Source organism: Xanthobacter aminoxidans (assembly GCF_043193615.1).
Classification (GTDB): Bacteria; Pseudomonadota; Alphaproteobacteria; order Rhizobiales; family Xanthobacteraceae; genus Xanthobacter; species Xanthobacter aminoxidans.
Genome location: NZ_JBAFUS010000001.1, coordinates 1,078,900 through 1,098,553, shown reverse-complemented (window position 1 = coordinate 1,098,553; position 19,654 = coordinate 1,078,900). Strand labels below are relative to the sequence as shown.

Genomic DNA, 19,654 nt, shown 5'->3' with positions numbered 1-19,654 from the left:
GGGCCGGAGGGTCAGGCGCGGTTGTCGGCGACCGCGCTCCTCACCTCGTGCTCGATGAGGTGCCAGATCCGGTCCACGAGCGCGCCGAAGGCCTCGTGGCGCTTCACCTCCAGCGCGCGCGGTCGCGGCAGGGGGATCGGGATTTCCTCGCGCACCGAGCCGGGCCGGGCGGAGAAGACGATCACGCGGTCGGAGAGAAACACCGCCTCGTCGATCTGGTGGGTGATGAGGAGCACGGTGGTGCCGCTCTTCTGCCAGATGTTGAGCAGCTCCGTCTGCATGATCTCCCGCGTCTGGGCATCGAGGGCCGCGAACGGCTCGTCCAGCAGCAGGATCTTCGGGTTCACCGCCAGCGCGCGGGCGACGTTCACCCGCTGGCGCATGCCGCCGGAGAGCTGGTGCGGATAGTGCTGCTCGAAGCCCTTCAATCCCGCCATGTCGATGAAGCGCTGGGCGGTGGCGTGGGCATCGCGCTTCGGCGTGCCGGCGATGGTCAGGCCGTAAGCGACATTCTCGATCACCGGCTTCCAGGGCAGGAGCGCATCCTGCTGGAACACCATGGCGCGGTCGGCGCCCGGCCGGGTCACCGTGTGCCCCGAGACTTTCACCACGCCGGAGGAGGCCGGGAGCAGACCGTCGATGATGCGCAGCAGCGTCGACTTGCCCGAGCCGCTCGCTCCCACGATGGAGACGAACTCCCCTTCCCGGATGGTGAGGTTGATGTCGCGCAGCGCCTCCACGGAGGGCTTGCCCGTGCGCTCGAAGACCTTGTTGATGCCTTCGATGGAGAGAGCCTGTGCCATCTGGTTCACGGGGGTCACTCCCTGGTTCATTCTTGCCGCCACGGCGCGAGCCGGCGTTCCAGCCACTCGAAGAAGATACTGCCCATGAGGCCGAGCATGCCGAGCATGATGACGTAGGCGAGCAGCGTCGCGGTATCGAAGCTCTGCCCGGCGGCCAGGATGGCGAAGCCGAAGCCGGCGAAGGAGCCGAAGAATTCGGCGATGATGATGGCCACCAGCGCCCGCGCCCAGGCGACGCGGATGCCGGAGACGATGAAGGGGAGCGCGAAGGGCAGCGATACGGTGGTGAACACCTGCCAGCGCGAGGCGTTGAAGGAGCGCGCCGCCTCGATGAGGACTTTGTCGGTGGCCTTGAGGCCGGTCTCCGTCGTCACCAGCACCGGGAAGATGGTGAAGATGGTGACGAGCACGAACTTGGAGGCGAAGCCCAGCCCCAGCCACGCGATGAACAGTGGCGCCAGCGCCACCAGCGGCACCGAGTTCAGCGCCGTCAGCATGGGCCCGGCGGTGAGGGCCAGCAGCCGGCTGGACGCCAGCGCGAGGCCGATGGCGACGCCGATCAGCACCGCCACCGGGAAGGACGCCGCCACCGCGCTCACGGTGGCGAGCGCGTTGGTCCACAGCGCGCCGTTGCCGCTCTCCTTGGCGAGCGCGCGGAACACCTCCGCCGGGGGCACCAGCAGGAGCTTGTTGGTGACCACATAGGTCGCCAGCACCTGCCAGATCACCAGCACGAAGGCGAGCGAGATCAGCATCCGCAGGAGACCTGCGGCGCGCGAGCGCCCTTCGAGGAAGTCGTAGACGCTGCGCCAGAAGGGAGCGGCTGCGGTCATTCCGCCGCCGCCTTGTGCGCGTGGCGGGCGGTGGAGACGGCCTGCCTGCCGTATCCCTTCTCGCCCACCACCTTGCCGTCCAGATAGATGGTGCGGCCGCGCAGGATGGTGCGCACCGGCTTGCCCTTGAAGCGGCGGCCGGCATAGGGGCTCCAGCCGACGAGGGAGAGCACGTCCTCGTCGCGCACCTCATATTCTGTCTCGAGGTCGACCAGCACGAGGTCGGCGTCGAAGCCGGGCTTGATCTCGCCCTTGCGATCGAGCCGGAACAGGCGCGCCGGGCGGGTGGAGGTGGCTTCCACCACGCGCTCCAGGGGCAGCTTGCCCTCGGTGGCGGCGGTGAGGAACATGGAGAGGTAGAACTGGGTCGAGGGCGTGCCGGTATGGGCCTTCCAGCCATCGGTCCAGCCGATCTCCTTTTCCTCGCGGGTGTGTGGAGCGTGATCGGTGGCGATGATGTCGATGGTGCCGTCGCGCACGCCCTCCCACAGGCCGGGCACGTTCTTCTCCGGCACCCAGTAGGACAGGGCATAGGACCCGAGGCGCTGGATGGCAGCCCACTCGCAGCCGAGGAACAGCGCCCAGGGGTTCAGCTCGCACGTCACCTTCTGCCCGCGCGCCTTGGCCTCGCGGATGAGCTGGACAGAGCCGGCGGTCTGGGTGTGCAGGATGTGGAGATGGCAGCCCGCCGCCTTCTGCAGGCGCAGCAGGGTGGCGATGGCGGTCTCCCAGATCACGCCGTCATGGGCGGCGTAGGCCTTGGCGTAGGCGAGGGCGTCGCGCTCGCCGCGCGCCCAGAATTCCTGCTCGATCACGTCCATCAGCGCCTGGTCGTGGGGATGGATCATGAGCGGCACGTCGTGGGCGGCCGCCGCCTGCATGATCTCCAGGATCTTGCCATGGTCATGCACGCCGATGCCCGGCATGTGCGGATAGGAGCGGCCGGTGTCCACCACCATGAAGAACTTGAAGGCGGCGATGCCCGTCGCGGCCATCGCCGGCACTTCCTCCAGGATGGTGGGGGCGGGATTGAAATTCCAGTCCACCACCGCGTCGCGCTCATAGATGGCGAACTGCTTCTCCAGCAGGTCCATGGTGTTGGGCGGCGGGGTCACGTTGGGCATGGCGACCGAGGTGGTCACGCCGCCGGCGGCGCACTGGAGCGTCGAGGTGTAGATGGTGTCCTTGTATTCGAAGCCCGGCAGCGAACCCTCGCGGTGGTGCGAGTGCATGTCGATGACGCCGGGCAGGATGGCGAGGCCCTTGGCGTCGATGATCTCGGCGGCGGCCGGCTCCAGCCCCGGCTCGAAGATGCCGGCGATGGCCCCGTCCTTGATGCCGATGGAGGCCTCGAAGCGGCCGTCCGCAGTCACGACGAGGCCGTTCTTGATGATGGTATCCAAGCTACTCTCCCGAGGACGAGGCCCGCACGGGCCAATATGAAAAGGATGCGGCCCGTGGCGCGTCAGGATGCGAGATCGAGCGCCACCGGGCGGGTGCGGATCACGTCCAGCACCTCGGTCACGTAGGCCTGCGACAGCCCGCGCGTGATGAAGACGATGCGCGAGCCCGCCATCCCCTCCGGCCAGGCGGACAGCTCCACCGGCGGTGAGAACAGCCGCTGCACCGCCTGCACCACCACCGGCTTGCTGCGGCCGGCGATGGCGAGAATGCCCTTTACCCGCAGCAGGTCATCGCCATGGGCGATGGCCAATGCATCGAGCCACGCCGAGACGTGTTCCCAATGGAGGGGATCCTCGAAGGCGAGGCAGAAGGAGCCGATATCCTCGCGGTGCTGGACGGGGTCCGCGGCCTCGAAAGCCTCCGCGCGCAGCCAGGCGCGCACTTCACTCGGACGGGTGTTCGGGTCGGCGGGGTCGATGCCGTCGAGCAGGGTGGGCTGGGCGAGGTGGGTGAGCGAGGACAGATGCAGCCGCGCGCCGGGCGAAAGGCCGGCGATGCGGGCTTCCAGCGGGGCTAAGTCGGCGCCCGCGAGGTCCGCCTTGGTCAGCACCACCTCGTCGGCAACGCCCACCTGCTTGCGCGCTTCCGCGTGGCGGTCGAGCGTGCCCATGCCCTGCACCGCATCCACCGCCGTCACCACCCGCCCGAGGCGATAGGTGCGCGCCACGGGGAAGGTGATGAGGGCCTGGATGACAGGGCCGGGATCGGCCATCCCGGTGGTCTCGATGATGACCCGCGCGAACGCCTTCACCTCGCCCCGCGCGCGCTTCTCGGTGAGGTCGCGCAGGGTCTCCACGAGGTCGCCCTTCACCGTGCAGCACAGGCAGCCGGTGGACAGCTCGATGGTGTTGTCGGAGCTGGCGGCGATCAGCGCATGGTCGATGCCGATCTCGCCGAACTCGTTAACGATGACGGCCGCGTCGCTCAGCGCCGGGTCGCGCAGCCACCCGTTGAGCAGGGTGGTCTTGCCCGATCCGAGGAAGCCCGTGAGCAGCGTCACCGGCGTCCGCATGTCGCGAAAATGGGCCATGGTGTCGGCTCCTCTCGCTGCGCTCCGCTCACTTGCCGGCGATGTAGCTCGGGTCGTAGTAGCGCTTGAGGTCGAAGGCCTGTGACGCGGGATCGCCACCCACCGCGGCGTCGATCTTGTAGAGGTTTTCAAGGCCCGCCGCGGGGACGGAGAGATCGGCGGGGATGGCCTTCTGCTCCTTCACGATGAAGGCATAGGAATCCTCCACCACGTCGCGCGGCGTCTTGGTGTAGGCGGCGAGCACGTCGATGGCCGCATCCTTGTTGGCCGGATTGTCGATGAAGGCGGCCGCCTCCTTCAGCGCCTGTGTCAGCGCGATGGCGGCAGGGCGCGTGGCGGGCGCTTCACCCCAGGACTTGTTCAGCACGAGGGGGGTCTGGACATAGGGCTCGCGATAGACATCGAGCAGCACGGCGCCCTCGCGCCCGGCGAGGGTGTCGAAGGGAGCGATGAGCAGCGCGCCGGCCACCTGACCGTTGCCCATGGCGATGATGCGGTCGCGGGAATTGGCGATGGACACCATCTGCGCGCCGGCCGGGTCCACGCCCGCCTGCTTCAGCTGATACTTCAGGAGGTTGGCGGTGCCACCCTTGACCGCGCCCGCGGTGAGCGGCTTGCCGGCGAGATCCTTCATGGAGCCGGTGCCCTTGGCGCCGTAGAGGCGCAGGATGGTCTTGTCGAGCACCGCGCCGGCGATGATGACCGGAGCGCCCTTGTCGATGGCCCGCACCGCGAGATCGCCGAGGGCGATGCCCGCATCCGCGCTGCCGGAGGCGACCGCCTGAAGCAGCGCCGGGCTGTCCGATGCGCGCAGCTCGCGCACGGTGATGTTTCGCTTGTCGTAGAAGCCCTTGTCCACGGCGATGGCGTGCAGCCACAACAGCGCACTCGGCGCCAGAACGGCGAGCTTCACTTCGGTTTTGGGCGCCTGTGCATGAGCCCCGGCGAGCGGAAGGCTGAGGGCGAGGGCGGCGGCAACGAGGCGGGGAAGGACGCGCTTCATCATCTCTCTCCGGAAGGGGGACGCGTCTTGCCGCGCGTCATCTGCCGAAAGAGTGCTCGAACTTTCCATCTCCTTCAAGCATAATTCGCAACATGTAGGAATTTTGCGAAATTCTTACTGAATGATATAAAGTATCATTCTTCGGGAGGGCGAGGTTGGCCAGCAGGATTCTTCAGGTCATGGGTTTGTTTCGCGGACGCCCCTGGCCGCTGACGGTGGAGGACATCGCCCAGGAAACGGGCGTGTCCCAGAGTTCCGCCTATCGCGACGTGCAGGAGCTTTGCCGGGCCGGCTTTCTCGATCCCGTCATCGGCGCCGGCTATGTGCTCGGCCCCGCCTTCATCGAGTATGATCGGCTGCTGCGGCAGGGGGACACGCTGATCCCCATCGCCTCACGGGTGATGCACGAACTGCTTGACCAGACCACCCAGCGCGCGACGGCGATCCTCTGCCGGCGCTATCGTGACACGGTGATGTGCGTGCATCAGGAGCATGGCACCGCCCCCCATCCCATCACCACCTATGAGCGGGGCGTGGCCATGCCGCTCTTCGCCGGCGCCTCCTCGAAGGTGGTGCTGGCCCATCTTGATGACCGCTCGCTGAAGCGCATCTATCTCGACAACGAAGACACCATCCGCGCCCGTCTCGGACACGGCGACTGGAAAGCGTTCAAGGCCGAGGTGCGCGCCATCCGCCGCGACGGCGTGGTGGAGACGGTCTCGGAGGTCGCCGAGGGGCGCGCGGGCATCGCGGCGCCGGTCCTCGTCAACAAGCAGGTCATCGCCGGGGTCAGCCTCGTGCTGGCGGCGGAGGATCTCGCCGGCGCGTCGCCGGCCATCCGCGCCGCGGTCATCGAGGCGGGGCGGCGGATTTCCGAGGAGATCGCCGGCAGCGGCACGTGGGTGGCGCGGTGATTGGGGGGCTTTGAAAACGAACCGCAGCGGCCCCGTCTGCCGGAGCCGCCGCGATCGAGAACGTCAGGCCTCGGCGCTCAGATCGCCGCGCGCGGATCGTGCCGGGCGAGGCGGGAGAGCAGGTAGTCCACTTCCGCCCGCGCGGTGGCGGAGAGAGCCGAGCCAGGCTTGCGCTGGGCGTCGGAGGCGATGAAGCCGCGCTTCATCATCACATATTTGCGCACCGCGAGGCCGACGCCCTGCTGCTGCTCGTAGCGCATGAGCGGGAGGTGGGCATCGAACAGGTCATGCGCCTTGTCCCGCTCGCCGGCCTTCTGCAGCTTCACCACCTCGCCCAGCATCTCGGGGAAGGCGTAGCCGGTCATGGCGCCGTCCGCCCCGCGCTCCATCTCGAAATCGAGGAACAGGCCGCCATTGCCGGTGAGGATGGAGATGGGGCGCATGGAGCCTTCCTTCTGGAAGGCGCGCAGCGCCGAGATCTTCTCCAGCCCCGGCCAGTCCTCGTGCTTCAGCATCACGCAGGAGGGGTTCTCCTCAACGATCTGGCGGATGACCTTGGGCGTCATCTGCACGGTGAGGGTGAGCGGATAGTCCTGGATGACGAAGGGGATGTCGGCACCGATGGCCTCGATGGCCTGCCGGTAATAGCCGGTGATCTGGTCGTCCGTGCGCAGGGCCGGGGGCGGGGCGATCATGACGCCCGCCGCGCCCTTGTCAATGGCGGCGCGCGCCAGCCAGCGCATGGCGGCGAGGCCCGGCGCTGAGACGCCGACGATGACCGGCAGCCGGCCGAAGCCGGCGATGAAGCGCGCGGTGATGGCGAGGGATTCCTCCGGCTCCAGCTTGGGCGCCTCGCCCATGATGCCGAGCACCGTCACGCCGGTGGCACCGGCCGCGAGATAGCGGGCGATCAGTGTGTCGAGGGAGCCCTCGTCGATCTTCCCGTCCGGCGTGAACGGGGTGGGGGCGATGGGGAACAGGCCGGAGGCGCTGGCGTCGAGAAGCATGATGAACCCGATCAGATGCTGGCGATGAGGCCGCCATCCACGCGGATGACCGAGCCGTTGACATAGGACGAGGGCGTGCCGGCGAGGAAGGCCACCACGTTGGCATATTCCTGCGGGTCGCCATAGCGGCCGACGGGGATGGAGGCCGTGCTTTCCGCAGCCACCTCTTCCACGGTGCGGTTCTCGCGCTCGGCCTTCTTGGCATCGAGGAACTTGATGCGGTCGGTGGCGATGCGGCCGGGCAGGATGATGTTGGCGGTGATGCCGTCGCGCGCCACCTCGCGGGAGAGCGTCTTCGACCAGCCCACCAGCGACAGGCGCAGCGCGTTGGAGATGGCAAGATTGGGAATGGGAGCCACCACGCCGGAGGAAGTGGAGGTGATAATGCGGCCCCATTTGCGTGCGCGCATGCCGGGCAGCACCCGATCGGCGATGGCGATCACCGAGAGCACCATGTCGTTGAAGCTCTTGGCCCACAGCGCCGGGTCCTGCCCGGCGGCCGGGGTGGGGGGCGGGCCGCCCGTGTTGTTCACCAGCACGTCCACCGGGCCGAGCTTCGCCTCGATCTCGGCGATGCGCGCATCGATGCCGGCGAGGTCGGAAAGGTCGAACTTGAGCGCCATCGCCTCGCCGCCCACGGCCGCGATGCGCTCCGCCACTGCACCGGCTGCGGCGAGGTCGATGTCGCCCAGCGCCACCTTCGCGCCCTCCGCCGCCAGCGTCGCCGCGATGGCGCTGCCGAGCCCGCCGCCCGCGCCGAGCACGAGGGCCGTCTTGCCTTTCAGTCCGAGATCCATGGTCCATCCTTCGTCATGTCGGCAGGGGGGAGGTCAGTCGGCGATCGCCAATCGACCCGAGGCCGCCGTGCCGGCGGTGCGCGCAAGGTAGTCTGCCTTGCTGTATTGCATGTGATCGACGCAGAGCTGCGCCAGCGCCCAGCTGTCCGTGCCTCCGAGCAGCTCGATCATGATATCGTGCTGGCGGCGGGAGAGCTGGAGCCCGGCGTGATCGGCGAGATTCTTGGCGCGCATGGGCAGGGTATAGCCCATGTAGTCCTGCAGCGTGCGCACCAGATAGGGGTTTCCGCAGCCCGAGAACAGGGTCAGGTGGAACAGGTCATTGGTCTCGTGGATGCCGCGCAGGTTGCCGGCATCGGCATGGCGGCAATAATCGGCCTGGATCTCCTTGAGGCGGACGATCAGCTCCGGCGGGGCGGGCAGGGGGATCATCAGTGCGGCCTGCCGGGTGAGCATCTCGCGCACCGCATAGATCTGCTGTACCTCCTCGGCGGAGTAAGAGCAGACGGTGGCGCCCACATTCTTCTCGCGCCGCACGACGCCGGTGCGCTCCAGCTGCACCAGCGCCTGCCGGATGTAGTGCCGCGAGGCGCCGTAGCGCGCCATCAGCGTGTCTTCCACCAGCCGGGAGCCGGGCGCGAAACGGCCGAAGATGATGTCATCCTCCAGCCGACGCTGCACCTCGGCCTGCTCGTCGGCCCGCGATGCGGGAAGGGACGCTTCGCTCATGCGGCGCTCCTGTTCGCCGTCTCGAATCCGGAAAGCCTGTAGCAGTCTTCCACCAGCCGCAAGGTCTCCAGATTGTCCTGCGGCGAAGTCTCGAAAGGCGCGCCGCTCTGAAGGCACGCGACGAAATGGGCAATCGTCGCAGCATAGGAGCCGAGATAGGTCGCCTCAGGATCATAGTCCAGCCGCTCCGGCTCGGGGCCGGCGAGGGAGAGGGTGGAGCCGTCGAGCTTGAGCGTGCCGGCGTCGCCGAGAATGGTCAGACGGTCCGCCTGCTGCGGCGGCACGCCATAGGCCGCAAAGCTCGCGAAGATGGAGACGCCGGCACCGTGCGCGGTGGAGAGCTGGATGACGGCGCCATCCTCGCCCGCCATGGCGTTGCAGGTGCGGCTGAGGGCGGCGGCCTCCACCTTCAGCGGGCCGAGCAGCATGCGCAGGGTATCGAGGTGATGGATGAGCACTTCCGCCACCAGCATGCGCCGTTCCTCGCGCATGAAGGGCTGGCGCTCCAGCGCCTGGAAACGCCCCTCCGCATCCGGCACCGTGCCCGACGTGACGAGGGAGAGGTGGGCGGCGCGCACCGTGCCGATGCGCCCGGCGCGGAGCCATGCGGCGGCCTGCCGGTAATAAGCGCGGAAACGCCAGTTCTCATGCACCATCAGGCGCACCTGTCCGCCGATGTCGGCCACCAGTTGCTCGGCCTCCGGCAGGGTGGGGGCGAGGGGCTTCTGGCACAGAATGGGCAGGCCGTGGCGCGCCGCGAGGCGGGCGAGTTCGGCATGGACGGCGCGGGGCGCGGCGATGTCCACCGCATCGAGGCCGCCGGTCGCCAGCATCTCCTCGGCGCCGGTGAAGACGGCGGGGATGCCGAAAGCGCCCGCCCGCTCGGCGGCGCGCTCGGGCGAGGGATCGGCGATGGCCACGACTTTCGCCGCCTCGCCCAGCGCCGCCCAGCCCTTCAGGTGATGCTGGGTGACCCAGCCGGCGCCGATGAGCCCGACGCGGAGCGGCGCGGCCATCAGTGCGTCCTCCGCTGCACGGCGGCGCGAACGGCGGCAGCGCCGGTCTCCAGCGGGGCGATGGCGTCGCCCGTCTCGGCATCGAACAGATAGGCGGCGTCGGCCCGGAAGAAGAGCACCACCTCCTGATCGGGCGTCGCTGTGACGTGGCGGGGCAGTCGGGCGGTGATCTCGCCGCCGCCGGGCAGTTCCAGCAGAAGCAGCGTCTCGGCGCCCAGCGGCTCCACCGCGATTGTGCGCCCGGTGACGCGCCCGCCCGGCGCGCCGCCGAGGGCAGCGGGATCGATCGCCATGTCCTCCGCACGCACGCCGAGCGTCACCTTGCGGCCGTCCCGCGCCTGAAGCACGCCGTCGCTCCAGCGGGCGAGCGGCGCATCGAGCGCCGGGCTCGCCGCGCGGCGCGTGGCGGCTGCGAGCGTCGCGTCCATCAGATTCATGGGCGGCGAGCCGAGGAATCGGGCGACGAAAGTGTTGGCCGGCTGCCAATACACATCCAGCGGCGCACCGATCTGCGCCACCTTGCCGGCGTTCATCACGCAGATGCGGGTGCCCATGGTCATCGCCTCCACCTGGTCGTGGGTGACGTAGATCATGGTGGAGCCGAGGCGGTGGTGCTGCTTGATGATCTCGCTGCGGGTGTTCACGCGCAGCGCCGCATCGAGGTTCGACAGCGGCTCGTCGAACAGGAACACCTGCGGCTCGCGCACCATGGCCCGGCCCAGCGCCACGCGCTGGCGCTGGCCGCCGGAGAGGGCGCTGGGCTTGCGCGTCAGCAGCGGTGCGAGGCCGAGGAGCGCCGCCACCTCCTTCACCCGCCGCTCGATCTCGGCGTTGGGGATGGCGCGGCGGCGCAGGCCGAAGGCGAGGTTGTCGGCGACGCTCATGTGCGGATAGAGCGCGTAGGACTGGAACACCATGGCGATGTCGCGGTCCTTGGCCGGCACGTCGTTCACCACCCGCCCGTCGATGGAGAGGGTGCCGCCGGAGATGGTCTCCAGCCCCGCGATCATGCGCAGCGTCGTGGACTTGCCACAGCCCGAGGGGCCGAGCAGCACCATGAACTCCCCGTCGTCGATGGTGAGGTCCACGTCCTCCACCACGACGGGCCCGCCGCCGCCATAGCGCTTCACGATCTTGTCGAGTTTCACCACTGCCATGGCAGCCTCACTGGATTCAGCCTCACTTGATCGCGCCGGCGGTCATGCCGCGGATCAGCTTTTCGGAGAAGAAGACGTAGACGACGATGACTGGGATGACCGAGATCATGACGCCGGTGGCGATCATGCCGATGTCCTGGAAATGGTCGCCCATGAAGGCGCGGATGCCGATGGGCAGCGTGCGCTTGTCCGGATCGGTGATGAGCACCACGGCGAACAGGAACTCGTTCCAGAGCTGGATGAAGTTCAGGATCAGCGTGGTGGCGATGGCCGGCATGCCCACCGGCAGCACGATGCGCCAGAAGATCTCGAGGTCGCCATAGCCGTCCATCTTGGCGGCGTCGAACAGGTCCTGCGGGATGCGGGCGAAGAAGCCTTCCAAGAGATACACAGTCAATGGCAGCTGGAGCGAGATATAGACCAGCGCCAGCCCGAACAGACTGTTGTAGAGATTGTAGTCCACCAGGATCTGGTACAGCGAGATCAGGGTGATCTGCGGTGGGAAGATGATGGACGAGAACAGGATGCCGTAGATCAGCCGGTTGCCGCGGAAGCGATAGCGCGCCAGCGCATGGGCCGCCGCGGCGCCGATGAAGGTGAGCACCGCCACCGCGCCGACCACCACCAGGGTGGAGTTCCAGAAGTAGGTGGCGAAGTCGGAATCCACCCAGGCGGTGCGGAACTGGTCGAGGTGCAGGGGGCTCGGCCAGGCATAGGGATCGGCGCTGATCTCCGCCGTGGTGCGCACCGACATGGTGGCGAGCCACAGGAACGGGCCGAGCTGGTAGATGGTGTAGACGCCCAGCACCAGCGCGAGGATGCCCCGCGAGAACAGGCGCGGCAGCGGCGCGCGGCCGGAGGCGGCGGCGAGGGTTGCGGCCATCTCAATACTCCAGCCGCTCGCGCGAGCCGAGCACGCGGTTGAGGATGATGACCGCGGCGCACACCACCAGGAACCACACGGTGGCGATGGCGGAGGGATAGCCGAGGTCGAAAGTGTTCCAGTTGAAGGCGCGCTTGTAGACGTAGGTGGAGACCGTCTCCGTCGCCCACAAAGGCCCGCCCTGGGTCATGATCCAGACGAGGTCGAACACCTTCATCTTGCCGATGAACGACAGGATGTAGAGCGACAGCAGCGTCGGCCGCAGCATGGGGATGATGATGTAGCGCAGCTTGGCGCCCCAGCCGCAATTGTCGAGGTCGGAGGCTTCCAATACTTCCTTGGGCAAAGAGTGGATGGCGGCGAGGCACACCACCATGTTGAAGCCCGCCCACTTCCACGCATGGGTGACGATGACAGCGGCGAGGGCGAGATTGGGATCGCCGAGCCAGGATGAGGCGAGATCGCCGAGGCCCACGGCCCGCAGCATCACGTTCAGCACGCCCCAGTCGTAATTGTAGATCCACATCCACAGGATCGCGACGACCACGTAGGAGAGCAGCACCGGCGTGAACCAGGCGACGCGCAGGAAGCGCGCGAACGGCACGCCGGCATAGAGCGCGAGGGCGAGCAGGAGGCCGGTGGCGACATCGATGACGGGGGCGACGAAGGACCAGATGAAGGTGTTGCGCACGGCGACCCAGAAGGTCTCGTCGCCCATCAGCTCGCGATAGTTGGCGAAGCCCACGAAGGTCGCGTCCATGCCCTCGATGGTGAAGAAGCTGTCAAAGATGGTGCGGAAGGCCGGATAGGCCGTGAGCCCGCAATAGACCAGCAAAGCCGGCCCGAGAAAGATGGCGAGGACCAGCCGCGTGGCGCGCCTGGGGTCGGCGAGGGTGGCCCGCGAGGAGGCTTTCGCCTCCCCGCTCTTGGCCGCGGTTCGAAGGGAAATGGCGTCGGGCATCGCTCACTTCTTCAGGCAGGCGGCGTCCATCTTCTCCGCCGCATCCGCAACGCTGATGAGGCCGGCGGGGAAGGCGTTGTTCATGACCTGGATATAGGTCTCGGCGCACTTGGCCCGGTAGTAGAGCAGGGGCGTGCCGAAGAAGTAGGTCACGTCCTTGTTGCGGGCGTTCAGCTCGTCGAAATAGGCCTTGTGCGGGCTGACGATCTTTGCCGGATCGGACTTGAGCCCGCTCTGCAGCGACACCTCGCTGATCCACTTGGTGCCATTCTCGGCATTGGCCATGGATTTGAGTAGCGCGCCGGCGCAATCCTTGTTCTTGCCCTTGGAATACATGACGAAGCTGCCGGCCACCGCCAGCGTCTTGCAGTTCGGGCAGGCGCCCTTGTCCATGGCCGGGAACTTCATGATGCCGAGCGGGAAGTTCGCCGGCATGCCGCCCTTCTCCGGCGCGGCGAAGGCGCGGCCGGTGAACCAGCTGGGGTCGGGGAAGGTGAGGGAGCCAGGAGAATTGTAGAAGTAAAAGTGGGACTCGCCGAGCTTCAGCGTCGAGAAGCTCTTGGGATAGGCGCCGGCATCCACCAGCTCCTTCACCCAGGTCATCACCTCCTGCACGCGCGGATCCTTGAACGACAGTTCGCCGTTCAGAAGCTTCTTGTAGTCGTCCGGGCCGAGCTTGCGCAGCAGCGATTCAAACAGCAGCTGGCCGCCGGGGAAGGGGCGGTCGCCCACGCCCTGCGACACCGGCGTGATGCCGGCGGCGACGCCCTTCTTCACCAGATCGGTGAACTGCGCCTGCGTGAGCTGGAAGGAGGCCGGCACGTCCACGCCCACCTTCTTCACCAGATCCTTGTTGTAGTAGAGCTCGACCGTATAGGCCTCCACCGGCACGCCATAGACCTTGCCCTTGGAGGTCCAGGCGGGCTTGGCCCAGTCTTCGAGGCCGTTGAGGTCGATGTAGCCGTCGAGGGGCTCAAGGAAGCCGCCGGCGAGGAATTCCGGCTGGTCGGGCTCCATGTAGAAGATGTCGGGCGCCTGCCCGGTGCGCACGGCGGACTTCGCCTGGGTGTAGATGTCGGCCTTCGGGATGAAGCTGAGCTTCACCGTGCACTGCTTGTTGGCGGCCTCGAAGTCCTTCACCCGGGCCGTCACCCATTCCTTCTTGGCGGGCTCGTCTGGCCAGTTGCTCCACATGGTGATTTCGGTCTGCGCGAAGGCGTGGCCCCCGCCCATCGCCGCGGCAACGGCAACCGCCGCGCACAGGCCTCGCCCCAATCCCCACCCCGAAGCTTTTCCAACGCCTCGAATGCTCGTCATCCGCGTTCCTCCCGCTTAGTCCCGTTATGCCCGGGGTTTGCGGGGAGACTGGGCGGAGGTTGGATTATTGTCAATAATGATTCCGAATGACGGCGCATTTTTCGTCTTATGTCGCGTTTGTGGGCATCTATTATTGACAATCAGATCAGGTGGGGAAATTCTCCGCCTTCAGGTCGGCGATGATCGGCACGGGGAAGGCGAGGATGGCGCGGGGATTGCGAAAAGGATTGACGAGCTACGGCGACGACGGGTTCGCGCTGTTCCTGCGAAAGGCCTTCATCAAGGCCATGGGCTATTCGGACGACGCGCTGGACCGGCCCATCGTCGGCATCACCAACACCTACAGCGATTACAACCCCTGCCACGGCAACGCGCCCCAGCTCATCGAGGCGGTGAAGCGCGGCGTGATGCTGGCCGGGGCCATGCCCATGGTGTTTCCCACCATCTCCATCCACGAGAGCTTCGCCCATCCCACCTCCATGTTCCTGCGCAATCTGATGGCCATGGACACGGAGGAGATGATCCGCGCCCAGCCCATGGACGCGGTGGTGGTGATCGGCGGCTGCGACAAGACCCTGCCGGCGCAGATCATGGCCGCGGCGAGCGTGGACCTGCCCACCGTGGTGGTCCCGGTGGGCCCCATGGTGGTGGGCCATCATCGCGGCGAGGTGCTGGGCGCCTGCACCGATTGCCGGCGGCTGTGGAGCGCGCACCGCGCCGGCGAGATCGACGAGGTCGAGATCGATACGGTGAACGGTCGTCTCGCGCCGTCCGTGGGCACCTGCATGGTCATGGGCACCGCCTCGACTATGGCCTGCATCACCGAGACGCTCGGCCTCTCTTTACCCATGAGCGCATCCATCCCCGCGCCCCATGCCGAGCGGGTGCGGCTGGCGGAACAGAGCGGCAAGGTCGCCGCGCGGCTCGCGGTGGAGGGTGGTCCGAAGCCGAGCGCGCTGCTCACCCCGGCAGCCTTCCACAATGCGCTGGTGGTGATGCAGGCCATCGGCGGCTCAACCAACGGCATCATCCACCTCACCGCCATCGCCAACCGCGCCGGCGTGCGGCTGGAGCTGGAGACGCTGGATGCCATCGGCCGCGACGTGCCGGTGCTGGTGGATCTGAAGCCCTCCGGCGCGCACTACATGGAGCATTTCCACCACGCCGGTGGCGTGCCCAAGCTGCTGAAGCAGCTCGGTGATCTCGTCGACCTCGATGCGCCCACCGTGGGCGGCGGCACCCTGCGCGAGGTGGTCGCGAACGCCGAGGAGGTGCCCGGGCAGGATGTCATCCGGCCGCGCTCCCATCCCATCAAGGCGCAGGGCTCCATGGTGGTGCTGCGCGGCAATCTCGCGCCAGGCGGCGCCGTGCTCAAGCAGGCGGCCGCAAGCGATCGGCTGTTGCAGCACACCGGCCGGGCGGTGGTGTTCGATTCTGTGGCCGACATGGCCGCGCGCATCGATGATCCCGACCTCGACGTCACCGCCGACGACGTGCTGGTGCTGCGCAACACCGGCCCCAAGGGCGCGCCGGGCATGCCCGAGGCGGGCTATCTGCCCATTCCGAAAAAGCTCGGACGGCAGGGGGTGAAGGACATGGTGCGCATCTCCGATGCCCGCATGAGCGGTACGGCCTTCGGCACCATCGTGCTGCACATCACGCCGGAATCGGCGGTGGGCGGGCCGCTGGCGCTGGTTGAGAGCGGCGACATGATCCGCCTCGACGTGGAAGGCCGGCGCATCGACCTTCTGGTGGCGGAAGACGAACTCGCCCGCCGCCGCGCCATCCTCGCGGACGTGCCCGAACGGCCGCTGCCGGAGCGCGGCTATGCCCGGCTGTTCCAGCAGACCGTGCTGCAGGCCGACGAGGGCTGCGATTTCGACTTCATGGTCCCGCGCTGAGGGGGAGCGCATGAGTGCCGACGCCCCGCTCTGCCTGCCGCCGCGCCCCTTCACGGAGGCGTCGGCCGCGCGCGTGCTGCCGCCCGGCACGTGCGACACGCACATGCACGTGTTTGGCCCGCCCGAGCACTATCCGCTGGTCGCCGGGCGCAACTACACGCCGCAGCCGGTGACGTTCGACACCTACCGGCCGGTGATGACGGCGCTGGGCATCGATCGCGCCGTGCTGGTGCAGCCGAGCGTCTACGGCACGGACAATTCGGCCCTGCTCGACACGCTGCGGCGTGATCCGAAGCGTCTGCGCGGGGTGGTCGTGGTGGCGCCGGAGGTGAGCGATACTGAACTCGCCGCGCTCCATGCGTCGGGCGTGCGCGGCATCCGCATCAACCGGCGCAATCCCGGCGGGCTTTCCCTTGCAGATCTGGCGCGCCTCGCCGCGCGGATCGGGGCGTTCGGCTGGCATATCCAGCTTCAGGCGGTCATCGGCGAAGGCTTCAGCCTCGCGCCCATCGTGCGCGCCTGCCCGGTGCCGGTGGTGCTGGACCACATGGGCTTCCTCGCCCCCGGCCTGCCGCTGGAGGGCGGCCCCTTCGGCGAGGTGATGGAGCTTGTTGCCGAAGGCAATCTCTGGGTGAAGCTTTCCGCGCCCTACCGCCTGTGTCGCCGGGGGCCGAACGGCTACGGCGCGCTCGCGCCTTATGTGGCGGCACTCCTCGCCTGTCGCACCGACCGGCTGCTCTGGGCCAGCGATTGGCCGCACACGGAGCTGTTCGAGGGCATGCCCGACGACCTCGACCCCGCCCTTCTGCTCGGCCTCGACCGCGCCGATGCGGACACCCGCCTCCGCATCTTCATCGACAATCCATCCGCGCTCTACGGCTTCGATTGAGATCAGGCCCCGGCGAGGATTTCGCCCATGAATTTCTCGAAGCGCGGGTCGTCCGCATAGGCCACGTTTATCCGCAGCGATGGCCGGCGCGGCTCCGCGTCGGGATGGAACACCGCGCCCGGTGCCAGCAGGATGCCGCGCTCGGCGGCGCGGCGGGAGAGGGCGCTGTCGTCTAGCCCGTCGGGCAGTTCGCACCAGAGATAGAAGCCGCCGCCCGGTGGGCCGAAGATGGGCAGGCCGAGGCGGCCCAGCGTCGCCTGCGCCTGATCGGTCGCCGCCGAGACGCGGCCGCGCAGCCGCTTGAGGTGGCGGCGATATTGGCCGGACGTGATGAGATCGTGGACGATGCGCTCCACATAGCCGGAGGAGTTCACGCTCGTCACCATCTTGAGCGCCCCCAGCCGCTCGATGAGATCGGCGGAGGCCACCACATAGCCGCAGCGCAGGCTTGCCGAGAGGGTCTTTGCGAAGGTACCCACATGGATCACCCGCTCCAACTGGTCCAGCGAGGCGAGGCGCGGGTGGGAGGCGGGCAGGATGTCCGCGAACGGGTCGCTCTCCACCACCAGCAGGCCATAGCGGGTGGCCACCTGCAACAGCCGGTAGGCCACCGCCGGCGTCAGGGACGAGCCGGTGGGGTTGTGAGCCAGCGACTGGGTGAAGAACAGCTTGGCGCCCGATTGCGCCGCCTTCTCGGCGAGGTCCGCTACGTCTGGCCCCTCGGGCGTGCGGCGGACGCCCAGCGTGCGCGCCTTGGCGAGGCGCAGCTTGCCGAAGAGGGGATAATAGCCGGGCGAATCCACCAGCACCGTATCGCCCGGCTCCACCAGCATGCGCACGATCAGGTCCAGCGCGTGATTGGCGCCCTGCGTCAGCAGCACCCGCGCGGGATCGGCGGCGATGGCCCGCTCGGCGAGGAGGGCGGCGATGGCCTCGCGCAACAGGGGGAAGCCGAAGGGGCTGCCATAGCTCGCCGGAAAGGGGCGGCGGCCGGGGCGGTTGATGGGCTTGAGATAGCGCCCCACCTCCGAGCCTTCCATCCAGGACGGGGGCGGGCGGCCGTCGCCCACGCGCACGTCGTAATGCTGCTCCAGCTGCTCGCGCAGCAGCCACACGCTGTCCACCGCCTCGATGACGGCGGGCGGGGCGGGCGGACGCACCGGGGCGGCGCGGGTCCGCATCACATAGAAGCCGGAGCCCGGCCGCGCCTCGATCCGGCCGGAGGCGGCGAGCCGCTCATAGGCTTCCACCAGCGTGTTGCGCGAGACGCCATAGGCCGCGAAGGCGGCGCGGATGGAGGGGAGCTTCTCCCCCGGCCGCAACTGGCCGGCATCGATGCGGCGCGACAGGAGGCGGACTACCGCGTCCACCCGCGTCAGGCTTTCGTCGTCCTCAAGAAGTTGCTCGACCGTACCCATGAAATGAAGGGTACGGCTGCATCGTTTCCAACGCAAAGTGTTCCTTGCCGTACCCCTCGCCTCAGCGGAAAGTCCGCCCCAACAGGCACGCCACGCGCGGCCGACAAGAGACAGGGACGGAACGCCGGAACCGCGCCACCCGAAAAGGGTGCGGCGGGCTTGCCTTCGCGCCTGCCTCGCGTCCGCCACCCGGCGATGTCGCGCGACCACAGGAAGGCCCCAAGATGACCAGCGCCGCCGGCTCCAACCGCTCCTCCCGCATTGCCGGCTTCCACAAGCTGAGCCCGCGCGACCGGCTCGATCTCGTCGCCGGTTTCGCCGGGCTGGACGAGGCGCAGGTCGCGCACCTCGCCAACATGGGCAATCTCGATCCGATGCTCGCCGACAAGCTGATCGAGAACGTCATCGGCACCATGAACATTCCAGTGGGCGTCGCCACCAACATGAAGATCGATGGCGAGGACGTGCTGGTCCCCATGGCGACGGAGGAATCCTCCGTGGTCGCCGCCGTCTGCAATGCGGCGAAGCAGGTTTACGAAACGGGCTTCTTCACCTCGGTCTCCGGCAATCTGATGATCGCGCAGGTGCAGGCGGTGGACGTGGCGGACCCGGCCGGCGCGCGCATCCGCATCCTGGAGAAGCGCGACGAGATCAAGGCCGCGTGCGATGCCTGCGACCCGGTGCTGGTGTCGCTGGGCGGCGGCTTCCGCGATCTTGAGGTGCGCCTGCTGGACACGCCGTCGGGCACCATGGTCGTCACCCATCTCATCGTGGATACCCGCGATGCCATGGGCGCCAATGCGGTGAACACCATGGCGGAGAAGCTCGCGCCGTCCATCGCGGCGTGGAGCGGCGGGCGGGTCTATCTGCGCATCCTCTCCAATCTCGCCGACCGTCGCCTCGCCCGCGCCCGGGCGGTGTGGAAGGCGGCCGACATCGGCGGCGAGGCGGTGCGCGACGGCATCGTTTCCGCCTATGAGTTCGCCGCCGCCGACCCCTATCGCGCCGCCACCCACAACAAGGGCATCATGAACGGCATCTCCGCCGTGGTGCTCGCCACCGGCAACGACACCCGCGCGGTGGAGGCCGGCGCCCATGCCTACGCCGCCCGCTCGGGCCGCTATTCATCGCTCACCACCTATGAGGTGGACAAGGACGGCAACCTTTCCGCCTCCATCGAGTTGCCGCTGGCGGTGGGGCTCATCGGCGGCGCCACAAAGGTGCATCCCACGGCACGCGCGTGCCTCGCCATCCTCGGCGTCACCACCGCCGAGCGGCTGGCCCGCATCATCGCGGCGGTGGGACTGGCGCAGAATTTCTCGGCGCTGAAGGCGCTGGCCACCACCGGCATCCAGAAGGGTCACATGGCCCTTCATGCCCAGAACATCGCCATGATGGCGGGGGCCGTGGGCGAGGAGATCGACCGCGTGGCCCGCCTGCTCGTGGAGCGGGCCAGCGTGCGCATGGACGTGGCGCAGAAGGTGCTCGAAGAGGTGCGCGGCAACTGACCGCGCGGGTTTCAAGAACAGCCA

Annotated in this window: 18 protein-coding genes; 4 read left to right on the top strand and 14 right to left on the bottom strand. The window is 68.0% G+C overall.

Going from position 1 to position 19,654, the window contains the following annotated elements; genetic code table 11:
* Window positions 1–11 precede the first annotated feature (11 nt).
* From V5F74_RS04995 to V5F74_RS04975, 5 genes are all read right to left on the bottom strand, one after another.
* Window positions 12–833, bottom strand: a complete 822-nt coding sequence (locus tag V5F74_RS04995) for an ABC transporter ATP-binding protein (RefSeq protein ID WP_394006615.1) — start codon at window positions 831–833, stop codon at window positions 12–14.
* A complete protein-coding gene (locus tag V5F74_RS04990) occupies window positions 830–1,636 on the bottom strand; it encodes an ABC transporter permease (protein WP_029557592.1) in 807 nt (268 codons plus the stop codon). The genes V5F74_RS04995 and V5F74_RS04990 overlap by 4 nt, the downstream gene beginning before the upstream one ends.
* On the bottom strand, window positions 1,633–3,039 hold the full coding sequence (locus tag V5F74_RS04985; protein ID WP_394006613.1) for a dihydroorotase: 1,407 nt from the start codon (window positions 3,037–3,039) through the stop codon (window positions 1,633–1,635). Before V5F74_RS04985 ends, V5F74_RS04990 begins: the two co-directional genes overlap by 4 nt.
* 62 nt (window positions 3,040–3,101) lie before the next feature.
* Window positions 3,102–4,130 (bottom strand): CobW family GTP-binding protein, encoded by a 1,029-nt coding sequence (locus V5F74_RS04980; RefSeq protein WP_394006611.1) that lies wholly within the window; start codon window positions 4,128–4,130, stop codon window positions 3,102–3,104.
* Window positions 4,131–4,158: 28 nt separating this feature from the next.
* A complete protein-coding gene (locus V5F74_RS04975; RefSeq protein ID WP_394006609.1) occupies window positions 4,159–5,133 on the bottom strand; it encodes an ABC transporter substrate-binding protein in 975 nt (324 codons plus the stop codon).
* A 155-nt stretch (window positions 5,134–5,288) separates the two neighbouring features.
* Here V5F74_RS04975 and V5F74_RS04970 point away from each other — a divergent pair, with 155 nt between their 5' ends.
* Complete coding sequence (locus V5F74_RS04970; protein WP_394006607.1) at window positions 5,289–6,047, top strand: IclR family transcriptional regulator; 759 nt, start codon at window positions 5,289–5,291, stop codon at window positions 6,045–6,047.
* Between the two features lie 77 nt (window positions 6,048–6,124).
* Here V5F74_RS04970 and V5F74_RS04965 read toward each other — a convergent pair whose 3' ends face one another.
* The 8 genes from V5F74_RS04965 to V5F74_RS04930 are packed head-to-tail and all read right to left on the bottom strand — an operon-like array spanning window position 6,125 to window position 13,914.
* Window positions 6,125–7,054 carry a dihydrodipicolinate synthase family protein gene (locus tag V5F74_RS04965; RefSeq protein ID WP_394006605.1) on the bottom strand — a complete coding sequence of 310 codons (930 nt, stop codon included), beginning with the start codon at window positions 7,052–7,054 and terminating at the stop codon, window positions 6,125–6,127.
* An 11-nt stretch (window positions 7,055–7,065) separates the two neighbouring features.
* Window positions 7,066–7,851, bottom strand: a complete 786-nt coding sequence (locus V5F74_RS04960) for an SDR family oxidoreductase (protein WP_394006603.1) — start codon at window positions 7,849–7,851, stop codon at window positions 7,066–7,068.
* Between the two features lie 33 nt (window positions 7,852–7,884).
* A complete protein-coding gene (locus V5F74_RS04955; protein WP_029557599.1) occupies window positions 7,885–8,580 on the bottom strand; it encodes a GntR family transcriptional regulator in 696 nt (231 codons plus the stop codon).
* On the bottom strand, window positions 8,577–9,596 hold the full coding sequence (locus V5F74_RS04950) for a Gfo/Idh/MocA family protein (protein ID WP_394006601.1): 1,020 nt from the start codon (window positions 9,594–9,596) through the stop codon (window positions 8,577–8,579). Before V5F74_RS04950 ends, V5F74_RS04955 begins: the two co-directional genes overlap by 4 nt.
* The gene (locus tag V5F74_RS04945) at window positions 9,596–10,753 is read right to left on the bottom strand and encodes an ABC transporter ATP-binding protein (RefSeq protein ID WP_394006599.1); all 1,158 of its coding nucleotides are present in this window, start codon (window positions 10,751–10,753) and stop codon (window positions 9,596–9,598) included. Before V5F74_RS04945 ends, V5F74_RS04950 begins: the two co-directional genes overlap by 1 nt.
* Before the next feature lie 22 nt (window positions 10,754–10,775).
* Window positions 10,776–11,636: a carbohydrate ABC transporter permease gene (locus V5F74_RS04940; protein ID WP_051679106.1), complete on the bottom strand. Its 861-nt coding sequence runs from the start codon at window positions 11,634–11,636 to the stop codon at window positions 10,776–10,778.
* A 1-nt stretch (window position 11,637) separates the two neighbouring features.
* The gene (locus tag V5F74_RS04935; RefSeq protein ID WP_394006596.1) at window positions 11,638–12,597 is read right to left on the bottom strand and encodes a carbohydrate ABC transporter permease; all 960 of its coding nucleotides are present in this window, start codon (window positions 12,595–12,597) and stop codon (window positions 11,638–11,640) included.
* Window positions 12,598–12,600: 3 nt separating this feature from the next.
* Window positions 12,601–13,914, bottom strand: coding sequence for an ABC transporter substrate-binding protein (locus tag V5F74_RS04930; RefSeq protein WP_250166778.1), 1,314 nt, complete (start codon window positions 13,912–13,914; stop codon window positions 12,601–12,603).
* Between the two features lie 203 nt (window positions 13,915–14,117).
* On the opposite strand from V5F74_RS04930, the gene V5F74_RS04925 reads away from it, so the two are divergent.
* Together V5F74_RS04925 and V5F74_RS04920 are read left to right on the top strand one after the other, a co-directional pair.
* On the top strand, window positions 14,118–15,815 hold the full coding sequence (locus V5F74_RS04925) for an IlvD/Edd family dehydratase (RefSeq protein WP_029557605.1): 1,698 nt from the start codon (window positions 14,118–14,120) through the stop codon (window positions 15,813–15,815).
* 10 nt (window positions 15,816–15,825) lie between these two features.
* Entirely contained in the window at window positions 15,826–16,704 is an 879-nt protein-coding gene (locus V5F74_RS04920) for an amidohydrolase family protein (RefSeq protein WP_394006593.1), read from the top strand.
* 2 nt (window positions 16,705–16,706) lie between these two features.
* Here V5F74_RS04920 and V5F74_RS04915 read toward each other — a convergent pair whose 3' ends face one another.
* The gene (locus V5F74_RS04915; RefSeq protein WP_394006591.1) at window positions 16,707–18,122 is read right to left on the bottom strand and encodes an aminotransferase-like domain-containing protein; all 1,416 of its coding nucleotides are present in this window, start codon (window positions 18,120–18,122) and stop codon (window positions 16,707–16,709) included.
* A 224-nt stretch (window positions 18,123–18,346) separates the two neighbouring features.
* Here V5F74_RS04915 and V5F74_RS04910 point away from each other — a divergent pair, with 224 nt between their 5' ends.
* A complete protein-coding gene (locus V5F74_RS04910) occupies window positions 18,347–19,630 on the top strand; it encodes a hydroxymethylglutaryl-CoA reductase, degradative (protein ID WP_394006589.1) in 1,284 nt (427 codons plus the stop codon).
* Window positions 19,631–19,654: the final 24 nt, after the last annotated feature.